A 16,008-nucleotide genomic window follows, 5' to 3' on the forward strand; every position below is an offset into this window, starting at 1 on the left:
CGAACCATGGGAAAGAAACGGAAGCCAGCGGCATTCAAGCTCCCCAAGCTTGGCCGAGCGAAGTCCAAGCCACAGCCCTCGGCTCCGCCGGAGTCCCGATTGAGCCTGGCGGCGCAGGACACCGAGACGTCGCTGCCGCCGGTTTTTGCCGCGAGCGACCGGGAGGTCATCTACGACCCGTGGGCGCGGCTCGGGGTGGAAGCCGCCGAAGCGAGGGACGCGGCATCGATCGAAGCGGCGTTCCGAAAGGCGCTGACCGTCACGACGCCCGAGCGCGACCCGGAAGGCGCGCGGGCTCTGATGGAGGCGAGGCGGTTCCTGCTGAGCCCGGAGAACGCGCTGCTGCGGGAAGTGGGGGACCTGAGGGTGCCCAACCCGGAGAGCTTTATCGAGGGCTACACGCTATCGGATCCGGTGCGGGAGCTGGTGCAGGGCAAGGGGTCGCGCGCCGAGGAGCCAGCCGAGGCCGCTGAGACAGCTGTGCCAGCGCCGCCCGAAGTGGAGTGGTCGAGCCACGCGCGCCTGGCGACACTGATGACGCTGCTGGCTCTGGTAGAAGCGGAGATCGAGGGCGATTTCCCGAAGAAGGCCCCGAAGTCGAAGCAAGCAGAGCTGTTCTGACCGCGAGGACGATGCGGGCCTTGGCAGGAAGATGGCTTACGGCAGGCGGACGGTTTCTCCCCTGAGGACCGAGAACTTCCGGGGATCAGCCCCGGGGACCTCCAGGGTGTAGGCGCACGCTGGCACCTCGACCCGGAAGCCGCGGTCACCCTCAGCCTGGACCTCGATTGCACCGGACGCCGCCCACTCCTCGAGGCTCGGGCCGAGGGCTGAGATGCAGGCTGCGAGGAGCCGACGGTCGTTTCCCTCGATGACGCCCAGGTCCCAGGCCGTCACAAGATTCCGGCCAGGAAGCAGCTCGAACGTGCGGTCGGGCATCCAAAGTCCTGGGGTTCTGAGCGTGGCGCGCGCGCGGCTCCCGGCCACCAGTTGCATGGGGGCGGTCTTCCCCATTTCGTCGGTCTCGCGCGTGAGGAAGCGGATCTCGCAGTCGGGCCCGTGGATGTCGAAGGACGCGCCGCTTCTGGGTCGGCCGGCGACCTCGCATTCTAGTTCGACGGACTGTATGGGGGCGAGGACGACCTCGAGCGACGCGTTCGGGGTACTGAGTTGGATCCTCTGGTCGAGGAGGCTGTACGACCAGTCCCTGGAGTTCCCACGGATCGTGTAGGTACCTTCTGTGGCACGAGGGAGCCGTAGGATCCCGTTCTCATCCGATGGGCCTCCCGTCATCCACGTGGTCGTGTTCGGCACGCGGTAGACCTCCGCATGAAATCCGGCCACCGGCTCACCGTCGCCATCGACGAACTTCACCGTGAGCGGGAACTCCGCCACGTCGAGTGAGCAGTGGTTGGAGGATCCCTCGCGCAGGGCGATCGGCTCGCAACGCCAGACCATGGATAGGGCGGTGGCCTCATCCACCACGGACAGGCTTGCCACTGCTTCCCCTGGAGGAAGCCCCTCCAGCGTAACCACGCCGTCGCCCTTCACCTCCTTTCCCAGGATCACCGCGTCGCCGTTGCCGTCGAGGTAGCTCACCTGGACGGCCACGTCGGCGCCCTCGAGCTGACTGCGAATTTTGGGATCGAAGCGCACGTCGAGTTCCAGGTTGCAGTCACGTCGGACAGAGATCACGTGCTCTTCCCCGGGACCTGGCAGGCCCCCGTCCAGATAGCGCACGCTGACGGAGCCGTCCGGAAACCAGATCTTGATGTAGAGCGGCTCGCAGTTGGAAGGAACTCTAAGGCTGGCCTTCCCCATCGCATCGAAGCTGACCTTCTCGCCCATGTGTGTGTGGGCGATCTGAAAGTCCGCTTGGCTCAGTTCGGGCGGAACATCCTCCAGCCTGAAGGCGACGGAAAAAGGTGGGTGAAGTGCGAAACCGTTCAGCTGGATCTCGTGGCCTGAATCCAGTTGAGCGCTCCAGCGACCTGGAAGCTCCATGATCTCGGTGACGGTCTGGTGATCGGGCGCTGAGACGCTGATCTCGAACTGCCCGAAGGTGAGGTCCGTCACCGTCACGAGGCCCGTCGCCGTCGCAGGCAAGAAGTCTCTCCTGGGCGCCTCCAGGCCGAAGCCATCCAGGTCGACGCGCTTGACGGAGACGAGGACCCCGTCCACCAGAACTTCATCCGAGGCCGTCGGCTTGACCGGGAAGATGAGCACGAATGGAATCGGCGGGGCGAGGGATACCGAGCGTGCCTCGTCTTCGACCGTGAACTGGACTGCAGGACCATAGAGACCATCGAGCACGAGGGCGGCGCGGTAGGTGCCCGCCGCCAAGATTGCTGCCGCCGTGTCACCCTCGCCGCCCATTGCGTCAAGGCCTATCTCCAGGGAGAGCACCTCGGCTCCAGCCAGGTCGGTTCGCAGGACCTCGACCGTGGATCTGGACGCACCCGAGGTATCGGCGATGAAGGCGACTCTTGATCCCCGCGGCTTCGAGCCTTGCTCCACGGCAGCCGGGCCCTCTGGGCCTTCATCCGACTCGATCCCGGGTCGCGCGAGAGGCTCTCGTGCCACGACGTCCGTCACCGCGAGCTCGACGCGTTCCAACTCCTGACCCTCGTCTCGATTCATCCAGACGGATTCAGCGCCGCGTTTCTCCGTGCCCGTGCCAGCGAAACCGCCTCCCGACGTTCCCGCAACCATCGGTGTATTGAGCAGCGGGTCGCGGGCGTCCCTCATCAGGAAGGCCAAAACCACCGCCGCCCCGACGCCAACCAGGAGGATGAGCCCATCTCGAGCTCTCCATGCAGCCAGACGGGTCTTGGGAGTGCGGGACTTCTCTTGGGTGAGCTGCTGCTTCATTCATCCTGCGTAGCGCAAGGCAGCGCTGAAGGTCAAATCAGCGCGCTCTTCTGGCCCCCACGGGGCGCTCCCGTACTCGAATTCAGTCGTTCCGGAGCCGGACATTCAGCGGCTGGCTGGCCGGCGCTACACTGCGATCCGTATGACTCCTTCCGATCCGACGGCTCGCGTTCTTCTCCCGGTCCTACTCCACGAGGTCAACAACGCGACCCAGCTCTTGGTGGGCCTCCGGGCCATTCTCGAACTGCCGGGCGGGGAAGCGATGTTCAACAGCCGCGCTGACGATCTAGGGCGAACCTCGGCGATGATGGACGACCTCGGGTTCGCGCTCGCGGTCGTCGCAACAGCAGGCGGCGCCAACATGCTGCTCTCGCGGAGGGACGATCGCTCGGTGAGGATCCTGTGGGACCTCGCTGGCAAGGCGCTCACGCGGCACGGAGGCGCCATCCGATCGGTGGGCGACCCGCCACTCACCGCGCCGTCCGCGCTGGATGGCTGGCAGCTCGCTTGGTCGGTCGCGGCGCTACTGATCGCAGCAAGCGGAGAGGACGGAGGCCTGGCCCTGGCATGGAGATGGGAGTGGACGCGCACGGATGAGGGCGGCGCGCGTCTGGTGGGCCAGCTTGATTCCGAACACTGGTCAGCGGAGGATGTGATCGGGCGCGAGATGCTCGAATGGATTGCGGAGCGGGTCACGCCGAATGGTGCCGTGGTCGCAGACGGACACACGTTGATATGGAGCGTGGACGCTGCGTCGGTCAGACAGAACGCGTGAGATGGAAGTGCTGCCCGTCTCTTATGGAGCAAGGGCACCTATGAACATAGCCCCTGTGGATAGGGCCTCTCCGCCGAAGCGAAGAGGCCCTTCAGAGACATGTCCCTCCCCCTGAGGAGGAGACACCTGTCAGTATCAGAAGCTCGAGCGGTTGATCGTGAAGTTCGAGGTCGTCAGAAGGACACCGTTTCCGTCGAAGATCAGGAACTGCGCCAAGAGGCCGCCTTCGATGGCTGCGTCCTGGAAGAACGGCAGGGACAGGCCGCCCGCTCCGTTCAGGGGGATCATCGGGAAACGGCGGCCGAAGTTGGCCAGGGGGGCTCGCAGGGCGATGGGGGACGTGCCTCCGAGGTCCACGATCACGTCGTTCGTCGTCAGGGCGCCGGCGCGCGCGATCCAGAGGGACGCGAAGCCCAGATCAGGGCAACCCGTGAGTTCGAAGCTTGCCGAGCCGGAGGCCCCGAGGGAGGGGCCGTCGAAGGATGCGACGGGGCGGAGGGGGCGGATCTCTGCGCGGTTGAACGAACCAGAATTGAAACAGTCCGACTCGATGAAGGTGAGGCTCGTGTAGTTGGGCTGGAACGGACCGAACTCCGTTCCGATGTTCCCGTCCTGGAATTCGAGGCCGCCCGCGAAGCCCGACGTCTCCGCGATTCGCTCAAGGGTGCCGCCCACGCGCTGCTTCCACAGGATCGTGTCGAAGCCCGTGGTGCCGGTGTTCGTCTCCATCAAGAGAACCTGGTTCGCACGATCATCGAAGACGAGAGAGGAGAGGCCGTCGAGGTTCGCGACCTCCACCGTGGCGTCCGCTTCCAGCTGCAGGGTCCCAGACGCGAGATCCGCGGCCGCGAAACGGAGCACGCTCACCGAGTCGTTCGGGAAAGGGAACGTGTCGGGCAGGCGCGCGACGAGCAAATCGCCGGCGGCGTCCACCGTGACGGGACCCGAGAAGCCGATCAGGCTCACGACCTCCGTGGACGCGAAGGTGTTGAGGTCGATGCGGTGGACGGAATTGAGGCCGAAGCCCGCCGTCGCTGCGCTGACGTAGCCGAAGCCCGCTGCGTCATCGACCGCCATGTCGAAGACAAAGTTGAAGGCTCCCATGGGGGAGACGGAGCCGCTCGTGAGGTCCAGCTCGTAGACGTTGCCGTTCGAGGATTCCCCGAAGTAGGCGACGGTGGCCGCGTCGTTCAGGATCACGAAGCTCGGGAACCTGTAGAACGGAAAGCTGGCGTAGCGGCGCAGGAGAGCGCCGCTCGCGCCGCGATGCTCCACGTCGTAGCCATCGAAGACGAGGTAGGAGCCGTCCAGGAACGAGGCGTAGCTCGGGCCGTCGGCGCAGAGGTCCGAAAGGGACGCCGAGGGGCCCACCTGGTAGCCGTCCTCGACCGTCGTGAGCTGCTGCGGAGCGGCGTGAGCCGGAGCGGTGATGAGGAGGGCGGACGCGCTGAAGGAGAGCGCGAGGGACGAGAGGCGAGCGGCGGCGCCGCGCGCGATTGCGTGAAGTTGCATGGGGTGGAGTGGTTCTGTTTTCCGCAGAACGAAGCCACGCTGGCTCGGACACGCCGTACTCCACGCCATCGCCGACGGTCCTCGCACGACGCCCCTCGCTCCTCGCCGTGGACAGGCGAAGAGGAGCTTGTGCACAGGAACGCCAAAGACGCGCTCGATGCGGCGAGACCGTTACCCGCGGGCCCGCTATCCGGTTAGCGCATCGATCGAGATGTCCTGGCTCGTCACGTCGAGTGCCCGGCCCGAGCCTTCCCAGGTCGCCACGAGCTTGCGCCCGGGGCTTCCCAGTGACCGACCGAGGAGAGACCACGTCCCTCTCCGATCCAACCCCGCCGAAGCGGATCAGGAGCCGAACACCCATGCAACTTACAGTGGCGGGACCGCGCAGGAATCGCACCTGCTTCCCCCGGTTCGAACGCTGGGTGAGGTGACAGAGTAGCGCATGACAGAGCCCGCGCCCGAGGAACTCTTCAGGTTCTTCTCGGGCGCGGGCTCTGATTCGAAACAAGACCGATCCGGGGCGGAGGTCCGGGCCGCTACTACCGGATCTTGAAGCCCTTCTCCGACTCCCGCAGGCGGCGCTGGGCCTCCTCGGCGGTCGGGCGGGTTCCCGAGCCACGGACGGTCGCGCTTTCCAGGCGCGGCGGCCGGCCCTCGGACTGCGCGCTGCGGAGTTCGGCCTCATACTTCCGGCGGAATTCTTCGGCCCTGTCGAGGCGGCGGCGGCGCTCCATCTCGGCCGCCTGCTGGAGCTCCTCTGCTCGCTGGACGTCGTAGGACTGGCCCCACGGCTCCATGATTCGCTCGGCGGCCTGGGCGTCGAGGAGGACGTGGGTCTTGCGGGAGAGGTTGTCGAGCATGCTCGCGCTCGCGCTCCCCTTCAGCATGCTGGTCGCCCAGTCCGTGGTCCCCAGGGAGGTCAGCAGAACGAGGACCGCGCAGTGCAGGACGACCCCCGTGAAGGCACCGGCCAGGCCTCCGCCCATCCGATCCATCGGGCCCAGATGCACCGCCTCGAGCGCCCGGCGCCCGACCATCCCGATCATCGCCGTGATGAGCAAGGTGGCGAGGAAGACCAGGAACCACACGATTCCCTGGCACGCCCGAGTGGGGAGGTTCAGCGCCTGCTCCACGTGCGGGACGAACTCGGGGCTGAGGCTGCGCGCCAGCGTGACGGCGACCAGCATCCCGATCAAACGGGTGACCTGCCACACGAGACCGTGGCGCAGACCCAGGATGAAGAACAGGAGGACGATGCCCATGCCGACCAGGTCGATCCATGGGGTGCCGCTGAAAAGGCCACCGAAGCCGGAGGCGGGTGCCTCGGCGCCGGGCTGGGCCATGGTTTGGAGCGCGTAGATCATAGGAGGTCCCTCTTGGGGCGGGCATCGGTGAAGATCGGCCCGGACTGGCCCGGAATCACGGCTTTCCTGGCCCCCTGACCCGTGAAGAGGATGCGCTTGGTGCTACCTTTCGCGGATGGTACTTGCGATAGGAGCGATTGAGCGCTGTTTGGAGACCCTCGGAGCCGTCGTGCGGTCCGACGAGGTCCTCTCGGAGGAGTTTTCCTCGAGTATCGGATTCTTCTTCCGCGGCCCCGCCCCGCTCCACGGGGAACAGGGCATCGGCGCGACGCTGCTCGCCGCCAGGCGGCACCTGGAGTGGTTCCTGATGGAGTACCACAGCCCCACGCTCCGGGGCAGCATGCTCGACCGACTCGCCGAAGGCTACGCCGATCGCGTCGCCGAGGCGCGGAACCAGGAAGGCCCCGAGATCGCGGACGCGATGGAGCAGGCGCTCGACGCGCTCCTCCGCTCCCACGCCGGCATCTTCGAGATCGAGGAAGTGCGCAAGGGCGCGGGAGCCTGGATGCGGGACCTCACCGGCTTCGGCAGCTTCGCCCTCGGTGACGTGGCCGTGGCGGAGATCCTGAACGGCGGCGAACTCGTCGTCGGACGCCTTTACCCGGCGGGCGAGGGCGTGCACCTCGCGTCGCCCGCCGCCGCGATCCTCGCCAGCAAGGACGTGACGAAGGCGCTCCGCCGCGACCTCGACCAGATCCGCGAGACCGGCGCGAACAAGATCGTCCGCGTGAGCCAGGGCGAACTGGAGGCCATGTTCTTCGGCGCAGGCCAGCGCCGGGTCGTGGGCGCGACCGCCGTCGGCTCCGGGCTCGAAGCCTCGGCGGACCCGGTGGGGGACGCGCACGCGCGGCTCGTGGCCGCGGGACTGGGCGAGGCACGCGCGCGCGCTGCCGTCTCCCAGCTCGCCCGCGAACCACGCGATCCCGACAGCCTCGTGCACGGCGCCTCGGACGTGCTCGGCGCGATCCTGGAAGAGCTCGCCTTCGATACCGACATCGACCTCGGCGACGCGCGCACCGCCCTGCTCGAAGCCTGGGAACTCGTGTCGATGCCCTTCGAGGGCAAGGGCCCCACCCGGGCGAAGGCGGCCTCCGCCCCCGCGCCAAAGCGTGACGTGTACGACGAAGAAGAGATCGAGCCGGACGACGAACTGGACGAGGAGCAGCGCGCCGCCGCCCTCGCCGCCTTCACCGCAGGCCGAGCCCTCGGGACGGACCCGGCACAGCTCCTGCAGGCGCTCGAGTCCGAGCTCGGCATCGACGACGATCAGCTTCCTCCGGACGAAAAGGAAGACCCGGCCCCCGACTTCCCCGGCGTCGTCGGCGCGATGATCGAGGAGATGAAATGGGAACTCGGCGCGACCGATCCCGACGCCGACATCGAAGCGCTCGCTCCGCTGGAACACCTCGCCGAGTTCGCGAAGCCGATCGGCGTGTTCGAGGAACTGCGCGGCCGTGACATGTTCCGCTTCGCCACGTTCTGGCTCCAGGAGAAGGAAGTGCTGACCTCTGATGCCGAAGCCGTCGCCCTCGTCGGCGCCCTGCGCACGTTCTGCAACTGGGCCCTCGACGCCCACGAGGTTGACCTCGGCTCCGAGTTCCTCTACGCCCTCGACGGCATGGAGTTCTCGCTGCCGCGCATGCGCCACGCCAACATGCGCGTCCCGGAGGCCGACCGCGCGCGCGGCATCGCTGAATCCGGCGAGCTGTACGAGATCCTGGAGCTGGAGGGCCCCGAGCCCGGCGCCTTCGAGACCTCGCACGACAAGGTCCGCGCCAGCAACGGCGACGTCTTGACCGTGATCGTGGCGTCTCCGCTGCGCGACGCGCTGGCACCGGGTGACCGGGTCCGGGGTGAGATCACGCTCGACGGCCGCGCGCGGATCTATCGCTGCTACCCGCCCGAAGCCAAGGCGCTCGCCGCGGGCTAGCCCGCCTCCCGCACCGGCCGATGGATCACCCGGGCGACCTCCTCGGACGCTATCGCCTGCTGCGCCAGCTCGGCGCGGGCGGCATGGGATCCGTCTGGCTCGCGACGCGCGCCGACGGTTCGTTCGAGCGCGAGGTCGCGCTGAAGGTCCTTCACCAGGAACTCCAGGAAGGCGAACTAGCGGCTCGTTTCCAGCGCGAACGCGAGATCCTCGGCGCCATGGACGCACCGGGGATCGCGCGCATTCTGGACGCAGGACAGGCGCAGGACGGGCGCCCCTATTTGGTGATGGAGGCCGTCATCGGCCAGCCGATCGACGCCTGGTGCGCGACGCATCATCCGACCACGAGCGCGCGCCTGGAACTCGTGATCCAGGCTGCCCACGCGCTCGCTCACGCGCACGCCCGCGGGGTCATCCACCGGGACCTCAAGCCCGGCAATCTGCTCGTCACCGCCGCGGGACAGGTGAAGCTGATCGACTTCGGCATCGCCCGCTGGACCGAGCGCGCCCTCGGCAGCGGCGCCTTCGTCACCCAGGGTCCGCTCGGCTACCTGACCCCTGAGTTCGCGAGCCCGGAGCAGCTCGCTGCGGAAACCATCACGGCCGCGAGCGACGTGTACTCGCTCGCCAAGGTCGCGCGCTCGATCCTGCCGGAGGCCGCCGTCACCGGCGATCTCGCCATCGTTCTGGGGACGGCGCTCCAGCGCATTCCCGAGGAACGCTACGACTCCGCCGCGAGCTTCGCCCTCGACCTGGAGAACGTGGCGTCCGAGAAGCCCGTCCTGATCCGCAGGATCGGCCGCTGGAAACGCAGCCAGCGCTGGCTGTGGCGCAACCGCGACCTCGCGGGCGCCGCCGTGCTCGCCGCGGCTCTTCTGGTCGCCGCCGTGGGGGTCTCCGTGAAGCGCTTTCGAAGCGCGCGAGCCGCCCTCCAGCGCGCCGAGATCGAGCACGCCCTCATCACGTCCGCCCGCGCGGGCCTGAACCAGAGCCTCGAACGCTTCGCCCGGGCAGGGCTCGCGACGGTGCAGGCGGGAGACGCGCCGGAGCCGGTTCGCCATCAGATCCTGGGGGCCCTCACCGAGGTTGCGCTGGGTCACGGGGCGCCGGAGCTCAAGCTCACCACGGCCCAGGCCTGCGAGGACCTGCTGGAGGAGTGGCGACGCGCCCGCGATCCCGAAAGCGCGTCATCGCGGGAGTTCACGCAGCTCTCCGGTACTCTCACCGAATGGGCGACGTCCCTTCGAGCCGCAGCGGCCGCGGAGATTCCAAAGAAGCCGTGAGGGACCGGGCCGCTCGGCTGCGCTGGCCCCCCTGGGAGCGCCCCTCAACGTGCACCACTCGATCCAGAGACTCCATTCGATCCAGACCATGACTTCCACCCGATGATCCACCGCTGGCAAGAAGCTCGCGTGATCCTGGAGGAGCTCCTGGACCTGGCGCCGGAGGATCAGAGCGAGCGCCTGACCGCCCTTGCGGAGCAGGACGCTGAGCTGGCGGAGATCGTGCGCGGGCTCCTCGCCGTGGATCGGAAGGAGGCTCCCGAGCTTCCGTCCCTCACCACGCCGGACTCACGACGCCACGTGGGACGCTTTCAGCTGCGCCACCGGATGGCGACCGGCAGGCACGGCTCCGTCTGGTCGGCGGCGCGCAGCGACGGCGCCTTCGACCAGGAGGTCGCCATCAAGCTGATCGACCTCGAGTCCATGGCGAAGGAACTCGGCGGTGACCCAGCCGGAGCACCCGGCCACGAGCGGCGCGCGCTGGCGCGGATCGATAGCCCGCACGTGGTCCGGCTCATCGACGCGGGGGAACTCGACGAAGCCACCGAGTGGCTCGCGCTCGAGTTCCTCGACGCCGAGCCCCTCGACGCCTACTGCCAGCGGCGCCGGCTCGGCCTGGAAGCTCGCGTCGAGCTGATGGAGCAGGTAGCGCGCGGAATCGAAGCCTGCCACGCGGCGAGCGTGCTGCACCTCGACCTTTCGCCGTCCAACGTGCTCGTGGCCAGCGGCGTTCGCGCGAAGATCATCGACTTCGGCTCCAGCCGACGCAGCGCCTCGGTGGGGGACCTGCAGCCCGGCGGACACGCCCGTGTCTCGCCCGGCGGGTTCACGCCTGCGTACGCGAGCCCCGAGCAGTTTCGCAGCGCGGAGGACGCCGCAGTCCTCGACGAACGGGCCGATGTCTGGTCCCTCGGCGCGCTGCTCCACGGGCTGCTTGTCGGTCGCCTTCCGATCGACGTGGCCCGGGTGCCCCCGGCGGAAGCGCGGCGGCGAAAGCTGCACGAGGACCCCCTCTCCCTGCGCCGAACGCTCGCATCGATGAACGGCGACGAGCTCGAAGCAGTCGCCTCGGAGCGCGGAACCACCGGGCGAAGCCTCGCGCGCGAGCTTCGCTCCAGCGGCCTCGAAGCCGTGGTGCTCGCCGCGCTCCGGCGGGACCCCGGGGAGCGAACGTCCTCCGCTCGGGAGTTCCGAGAGGACCTCGAACGCTGGCGACGCGGCGAGCCCGTGCAGGCGCGACGGGAGACGCTGACCCAGCGCGCGACCCGGCTCGCCCGTCGCAGGCCGAGGGCGGCCGCCGCCGTGCTCGCCGTGGCGGGCTCCCTGGCGATCGGCGCCGGCGCGCTGTACTGGGCCTCGCTGCAGGCTCGACGGGCCACGGACCGAGCGACACAGCTCAGGGCGCTGGAGTCCGGGCAGATCGACGCCGCGCGCAGAACCTCGGAGACGCTCGTGCGCGAGCTCTACCAGGCGATCTCTCCGCTCGCGAACACCCATGACCAGGTCGGTCGCCTGCTGGACGCAGGGATCGAGGTCGCGCGCTCGGCGCAGGACCCGCACCTTTCGATGTGGCTCGGCGACGCGCTGGTGAAGCGAGCGCTCCACGGGATCGAGACGGCGCGCTGGTCACCCGAGATCGAGCACGAGTGCCTGCGCGCCTGCGATCGCGCACTGGGTCTGGTGGCGCCGATGCTCGAGTCAGATCCGGTCCGATTCGAGCCCGCGCGCGTCGCGCTGGAGGCCACGCAGCTGAAGAGTCTTTCGTACTTCAACCTCTGCGACGACGATGCGTGCCGAGAAGCCATGGCCGACGTCAAGGCGCGACTCGCGCGGCTGGCCGCCGCCGTCGACGATCCCTTCGCCGCGCTGCAGATCCGATCGATGCAGATCCGCGCGAACACGGTCGAGAACTTCTACGGGGAAGCCTGGGGCCAGCTCGAGCGCGTGCTGGCCAATGACCGCGCCTCGATCGAGCTGTTCGAGGCCTTTGCCGTGTCCCCGATGCACCTCGATATCGGGCTCCGCTCGCAGCGCGACTTCATCCACGTTCGCGAACGCTACCTGACGTTCCTCTCCCTCGACCCGGACGGGGACGGTGGCGACTGGCTCCCCGAAGCGATCGATCACGCGGAAGCGCTCTTTCAGCTCGTCGATCAGAAGCCGACCGTCGAACTGCTGATCTCTCGCGCAGCGAACGCGGCCATGACGCTCTCGACCTGGCTGCACCGGCTGGGCCGGGACGCCGAGGCGGACGCCTGTCTGAAGCGGGCCCTCGATCGCGCGCGCGCGCCGGGACGGGATCGGCGCGAGACCGCCCTGGAGATCCTGGCGCAGCTGGAGGCCAGCCTCGGCCTCGAAGCGACCAGCGTGATGGACGACGAGGTGCATCCGGTCGCCGCGGCAGACCTGTTGATCGCCCGCGCACGGCACGCGCTCGCACGCTCGGAGACCCTGGAAGCGGCGCGCCTCGCGGCGCGCGCGTCGGCGATCTACGACGGGTCCTCTCGTGCGTGCCCGGCGTACGCCGCCACCCGTTTGGCGCGCGCGGAGATCGAAGCCGTCCAGGGCGAGGTCGAATGGCTCCAGGCCGCAGGGCGCCCGGGGCCCGAACGGCGAGCCAGTGCGGAGCGAGCCGAGCGGCGACTGGCGAACGCGCTGGAGCTGTTCGAGGCGGTCGGTGGGGACGCACTGCATCGAACGTCCGTCCAGCCGAAGAGGGCGCGCGTGGAGGCCAGACTGGCCGAGTGCCGTGCGCTCCTCGAAGAACGATGAGCGACTACTCGTGCCCGAGCGCGTTCGCGAGCCAGATGCGCGCGAGCCGCGCCCGGCGCTCGGCCGTTGCCTTCGAGACGCCGATCGCCGCCGCGACCTCGTCCATGGTCAGACCGCCGAAGGTGCGCAGCTCCACGACCTTCGCGAGATCCGGGTCGGTGCGGCCAAGCTCCTGCAGCGCGTCGTCGAGTTCGACGAGATCGGTGCCTTCCGACTCGTAGCCGTCGAGCATCTCGTCCAGCTCGATCGAATGGGCGCCCGAGGCGGTCGCGCCGCCGCCGCGCTTGTCCGCGTTCCGAGCGCGTGCGTGGTCGACGAGCACGTGGCGCATGACCTGGGCGGCAGTCTTCAGGAAGTGCTCCCGCCCGTTGAACGCGGGCGCGTTGCCTGAACCGCCGGATGCGGACGATGGACCGAGGATTCGCATCCACGCTTCGTGGACGAGCGCCGTCGGCTGCAGCGTGTGACCGACTCGCTCGCGGCCCATGTTCTCGCGCGCGATCCGCTTGAGCTCCCCGTAGAGGATCGGGAGAAGCTCCGCGGCCGCACCCGCGTCGCCGTTCTGGACGCGGGTCAGGAGGTCGAGGGCGCGGGTGTCGTCGGTCATCGAAGGGACGACCTTATCGATCGCCGTTCCGAAAGGGTATCTGGACCTTCGTGAGATAGTCCGAGGGCGATTTGGCCATCGAAGGCGGCACGATGTAGACCTCGCGGATCGGGCCCGCGATCTCCAAGTTCCTCTGGGCCATGTAGGCGAAGAGGTGCGGGTAGCTGCGCGGAATTTCCGGGTACGGGCCGGTGACGTAGGCGTAGGCGACGCTCCGGCTCGGCAGGACGTCGTACCGCAGCGGCGTGATCGGCGACCGCGGGCTCTCGATCGGGACGCAGGCCCGGGACAGGAGCTGGTCCGCGGGCTTCGCGGCCGGGTCGTCGTAGAAGAGACAGAACGGCGGACCGCTGGGCTCCAGGCCCTGGATCCGCATCTCGCGGATCACGACCGGAAGGATCGAGCCCGTTTCGGTGTAGGGACCGTAGTGCTCCAGATAGATGTAGGGCTCGTCGAGCCGCTGGACCCAGCTGGCGTGGAACTCGTGGAAGGGAGGATTCGAGACCGGAAGCTCCGGCACAAACGTTTCGCCGCCCGTCGCATAGCCATCGGACGTCGTGCTGCCGGCGGCGAGTCTCGACTGCGCGCGGACCTGGGCCTGGGTGTCGTCGGAGGTGACGATGCACGAGGCGGCCGAGAACCAGGCGACGAGAACGAAGGCGCAGGCCGCGACCCGCAGTGCGCCGGCGAGGGCGCTGCGTGACGAAAGGGCCGACGGACGCTGCTTGAATGGGCTGGGCTGACGCTGGGGTTGCATGGGACCTGGATCGGCAGTTCCGGCGAAAAGCTTTCCTCGCACGACGTCTTTCCCGATCCAGCCGGCGGGCCCATCCCTGGGGGTGAGGCCGGAGCGGTCACCCGCTACTTCGGATAATGTATGTTATGAAGCGCAATGAATGGCGCCTCGAGCGGGTGACTGGCCACCTCGCCAGCCTTCGATTTCCGCCGCTGTCAGGGTTTATGGGCCCGCCAGCCGCTATAACGCTCGGGTGGCTACCAAGAACTGCTTCATCAACAAGGACCGGCCGTGCGACCTGACCTGCAAGGCCGCCTTCCCGGTCGACGACGCCGTCGACCCCGTGGATTGCTACATCATCTGGCTGGCGGCCCACCTTGGCGATGGAGCGATCGATTTCCGACGAATGCTCGAAGCCCAGGGACTCAGCGACGGCCCGGACTACCCGGCGGGCGAATCACCCGGCGGCGGGCCGAAGAGCAAGAAGCCTCCGGGCGGCGACTTCTCGCCGAACTGATCCGGTCCGGAGGCCGTGATCCGGAACGAGAGTCGGTCAGCCGCGAGCCAGCCCGAAACTCCTGAGGATCGGAGGCTCCGACGACGGATCCGAGTCCCCTATCGAAACGGGCCATAGGAAGTCGCAAATGCCTCCGGGTGGCAACGAGAGCTGACCAGAGCGCTCCATGGGCACCCCGAGAGCGGCCGCGACCGCGCTCCTGACGACCCAGAGGTGCGCGACCACCAGGACGGTTCCGCCCGGGAATCGCCGCGCCCAATCTCCGTACGCTGGCAGCACTCGGGCCGCCACGTCGTCCGGCGATTCACCACCGGGCGCCTGAACCGCGCCCCGGCAGGCCATCCAGCGGGCGTAGGCGTCCGGCTCGTTGGCTTCGAGGTCATCGACGGTGCGGCCCGCCCAAACGCCGCGATCCATCTCGACGAAGCGCTCATCGTCGACACGGCCCAGGTCCGGGCCCGGTCGCCGACTTCGCACCTGGGCCGCCGCCGCTTCCGCCCGGCGGAGACCCGAGCTGACGACCGCGTCGATGGGGGTCTCGGAGAGCTCCTCTCCGAGCCTGCGGGACTGCTCCAGCCCGACCGAAGAGAGCTCGACATCGAGGCGCCCATAGACGGTACGGCGCCAGTGTTCGTCGACCTCGCCGTGCCGCGCGATGAGCATCCGGGTGAAGAGCTGCGGGTGAATCGGAGCGGATCGAGTCATCGAGAAGAGCCTTGAACCGGACGTGCCGAATCAGCCCATGTGACAGCTGGTCCGACGCGAGCCGTCGCATTTGATCGCGGAAACCCCGTTGGGTGCATCCGTATGAGGGGTGGGCGCCGATACCATAGCGGGCAAAGTGGGGGCCTGACGCGGTCGATTCTGCGACTCTTCTCCCCCCTCAACTCCCCCACCCGCTCCGGCTCCGACTCGCTCAGCGCGGCGCGACCCCCGGATCCGACCCGAGCGGACCCCCCGAGGGGCGCCTGTCGCCTCGAAGCACACTCCATGAATCCTTTCGTCAAATTCCTGAACTCGTCGATCGGCCGCAAGTACGTGATGGCCGTCACGGGTCTGTCGCTGACGCTCTTCCTGCTCGTCCATATGGCGGGCAATTTGACGCTGTACGCGGGCCCCAAGGCGTTCAACGACTACGCGTATCTCCTCGAGAGCAACCCGCTGCTACCGGTCGCCGAGGCCGGGCTTGCCGCTCTCTTCTTCGTGCACGTGCTCTTCGCCGTCTTCCTGACGACGAAGAACAAGGCGTCCCGCACGGACAAGTACCGGAGCCAGCTGGGCATGGGCGCCAAGAGCGTCGCTTCGACGACGATGTGGATCACCGGGCCGCTGCTCCTCGTCTTCCTCCTCATTCACCTCTGGGACTTCCGGATCTCCAAGGAGTTCCTGGACGAGAGCGAGTACGACCTCGCCGCCATGGTCACGGCCAGGCTCAAGTCCCCCATCGGATTCGGGATCTATCTCGTCTCGATGGGTGTCCTCGGGTTCCACATGTGGCACGCGTTCCAGAGCGCGTTCCAGACCCTCGGTTTCGCCCAGCCGCGCTACCGGGGCCTCATCAAAATCACGGGCCGTGTCATCACGGTGCTTCTTGTCGCTGGATTCGGCGGCATCCCGATCTATCTGTTCTTTGCAGGCTGA

13 protein-coding genes and 1 riboswitch are annotated in these 16,008 nt (G+C 68.1%); of the genes, 7 read left to right on the forward strand and 6 right to left on the reverse strand.

Features of this window, described 5'->3' with window-relative positions:
• The first annotated feature begins 6 nt into the window (after positions 1 to 6).
• Entirely contained in the window at positions 7 to 621 is a 615-nt protein-coding gene (locus tag Poly30_RS14020) for a hypothetical protein (RefSeq protein ID WP_145198299.1), read from the forward strand.
• Between the two features lie 36 nt (positions 622 to 657).
• Here the strand turns inward: Poly30_RS14020 and Poly30_RS14025 are convergent, their stop codons facing one another.
• Complete coding sequence (locus Poly30_RS14025; protein ID WP_145198301.1) at positions 658 to 2,640, reverse strand: collagen binding domain-containing protein; 1,983 nt, start codon at positions 2,638 to 2,640, stop codon at positions 658 to 660.
• A 373-nt stretch (positions 2,641 to 3,013) separates the two neighbouring features.
• Between Poly30_RS14025 and Poly30_RS14030 the strand changes: the two genes are divergently transcribed.
• Positions 3,014 to 3,646, forward strand: a complete 633-nt coding sequence (locus Poly30_RS14030; RefSeq protein ID WP_145198303.1) for a hypothetical protein — start codon at positions 3,014 to 3,016, stop codon at positions 3,644 to 3,646.
• A 135-nt stretch (positions 3,647 to 3,781) separates the two neighbouring features.
• Here the strand turns inward: Poly30_RS14030 and Poly30_RS14035 are convergent, their stop codons facing one another.
• On the reverse strand, positions 3,782 to 5,158 hold the full coding sequence (locus Poly30_RS14035; protein ID WP_145198305.1) for a hypothetical protein: 1,377 nt from the start codon (positions 5,156 to 5,158) through the stop codon (positions 3,782 to 3,784).
• Between the two features lie 191 nt (positions 5,159 to 5,349).
• Positions 5,350 to 5,589: riboswitch (cobalamin riboswitch) on the reverse strand.
• Between the two features lie 108 nt (positions 5,590 to 5,697).
• Positions 5,698 to 6,522, reverse strand: a complete 825-nt coding sequence (locus Poly30_RS14040; RefSeq protein ID WP_145198307.1) for a CvpA family protein — start codon at positions 6,520 to 6,522, stop codon at positions 5,698 to 5,700.
• Positions 6,523 to 6,637: 115 nt separating this feature from the next.
• On the opposite strand from Poly30_RS14040, the gene Poly30_RS14045 reads away from it, so the two are divergent.
• The 3 genes from Poly30_RS14045 to Poly30_RS14055 all read left to right on the forward strand — a co-directional run bounded on the left by Poly30_RS14045 (position 6,638) and on the right by Poly30_RS14055 (position 12,507).
• Positions 6,638 to 8,452 carry a hypothetical protein gene (locus tag Poly30_RS14045; RefSeq protein ID WP_145198309.1) on the forward strand — a complete coding sequence of 605 codons (1,815 nt, stop codon included), beginning with the start codon at positions 6,638 to 6,640 and terminating at the stop codon, positions 8,450 to 8,452.
• A gap of 20 nt (positions 8,453 to 8,472) precedes the next feature.
• Positions 8,473 to 9,735, forward strand: a complete 1,263-nt coding sequence (locus Poly30_RS14050) for a serine/threonine-protein kinase (protein WP_145198311.1) — start codon at positions 8,473 to 8,475, stop codon at positions 9,733 to 9,735.
• Positions 9,736 to 9,837: 102 nt separating this feature from the next.
• Positions 9,838 to 12,507, forward strand: coding sequence for a serine/threonine-protein kinase (locus tag Poly30_RS14055; protein WP_145198313.1), 2,670 nt, complete (start codon positions 9,838 to 9,840; stop codon positions 12,505 to 12,507).
• A 4-nt stretch (positions 12,508 to 12,511) separates the two neighbouring features.
• Here the strand turns inward: Poly30_RS14055 and Poly30_RS14060 are convergent, their stop codons facing one another.
• Both Poly30_RS14060 and Poly30_RS14065 read right to left on the reverse strand, forming a co-directional pair.
• Complete coding sequence (locus tag Poly30_RS14060) at positions 12,512 to 13,114, reverse strand: ECF-type sigma factor (protein ID WP_145198315.1); 603 nt, start codon at positions 13,112 to 13,114, stop codon at positions 12,512 to 12,514.
• Between the two features lie 13 nt (positions 13,115 to 13,127).
• The gene (locus tag Poly30_RS14065) at positions 13,128 to 13,871 is read right to left on the reverse strand and encodes a GyrI-like domain-containing protein (protein WP_145198317.1); all 744 of its coding nucleotides are present in this window, start codon (positions 13,869 to 13,871) and stop codon (positions 13,128 to 13,130) included.
• Positions 13,872 to 14,103: 232 nt separating this feature from the next.
• Here Poly30_RS14065 and Poly30_RS14070 point away from each other — a divergent pair, with 232 nt between their 5' ends.
• The gene (locus tag Poly30_RS14070; protein ID WP_145198319.1) at positions 14,104 to 14,367 is read left to right on the forward strand and encodes a hypothetical protein; all 264 of its coding nucleotides are present in this window, start codon (positions 14,104 to 14,106) and stop codon (positions 14,365 to 14,367) included.
• 36 nt (positions 14,368 to 14,403) lie between these two features.
• Here the strand turns inward: Poly30_RS14070 and Poly30_RS14075 are convergent, their stop codons facing one another.
• The gene (locus tag Poly30_RS14075) at positions 14,404 to 15,072 is read right to left on the reverse strand and encodes a histidine phosphatase family protein (protein WP_145198321.1); all 669 of its coding nucleotides are present in this window, start codon (positions 15,070 to 15,072) and stop codon (positions 14,404 to 14,406) included.
• 285 nt (positions 15,073 to 15,357) lie between these two features.
• On the opposite strand from Poly30_RS14075, the gene Poly30_RS14080 reads away from it, so the two are divergent.
• The gene (locus tag Poly30_RS14080; protein ID WP_419190173.1) at positions 15,358 to 16,008 is read left to right on the forward strand and encodes a succinate dehydrogenase cytochrome b subunit; all 651 of its coding nucleotides are present in this window, start codon (positions 15,358 to 15,360) and stop codon (positions 16,006 to 16,008) included.

Source organism: Saltatorellus ferox (genome assembly GCA_007751475.1).
Lineage (GTDB): Bacteria > Planctomycetota > UBA1135 > UBA1135.

Bases quoted from the DNA above. Each gene is read 5' to 3' on its own strand.
- Poly30_RS14020 (WP_145198299.1), top strand. From the start codon at position 7: ATGGGAAAGAAACGGAAGCCAGCGGCATTCAAGCTCCCCAAGCTTGGC.
- Poly30_RS14025 (WP_145198301.1), bottom strand. From the start codon at position 2,640: ATGAATCGAGACGAGGGTCAGGAGTTGGAACGCGTCGAGCTCGCGGTG.
- Poly30_RS14030 (WP_145198303.1), top strand. From the start codon at position 3,014: ATGACTCCTTCCGATCCGACGGCTCGCGTTCTTCTCCCGGTCCTACTC.
- Poly30_RS14035 (WP_145198305.1), bottom strand. From the start codon at position 5,158: ATGCAACTTCACGCAATCGCGCGCGGCGCCGCCGCTCGCCTCTCGTCC.
- Poly30_RS14040 (WP_145198307.1), bottom strand. From the start codon at position 6,522: ATGATCTACGCGCTCCAAACCATGGCCCAGCCCGGCGCCGAGGCACCC.
- Poly30_RS14045 (WP_145198309.1), top strand. From the start codon at position 6,638: ATGGTACTTGCGATAGGAGCGATTGAGCGCTGTTTGGAGACCCTCGGA.
- Poly30_RS14050 (WP_145198311.1), top strand. From the start codon at position 8,473: ATGGATCACCCGGGCGACCTCCTCGGACGCTATCGCCTGCTGCGCCAG.
- Poly30_RS14055 (WP_145198313.1), top strand. From the start codon at position 9,838: ATGATCCACCGCTGGCAAGAAGCTCGCGTGATCCTGGAGGAGCTCCTG.
- Poly30_RS14060 (WP_145198315.1), bottom strand. From the start codon at position 13,114: ATGACCGACGACACCCGCGCCCTCGACCTCCTGACCCGCGTCCAGAAC.
- Poly30_RS14065 (WP_145198317.1), bottom strand. From the start codon at position 13,871: ATGCAACCCCAGCGTCAGCCCAGCCCATTCAAGCAGCGTCCGTCGGCC.
- Poly30_RS14075 (WP_145198321.1), bottom strand. From the start codon at position 15,072: ATGACTCGATCCGCTCCGATTCACCCGCAGCTCTTCACCCGGATGCTC.
- Poly30_RS14080 (WP_419190173.1), top strand. From the start codon at position 15,358: ATGAATCCTTTCGTCAAATTCCTGAACTCGTCGATCGGCCGCAAGTAC.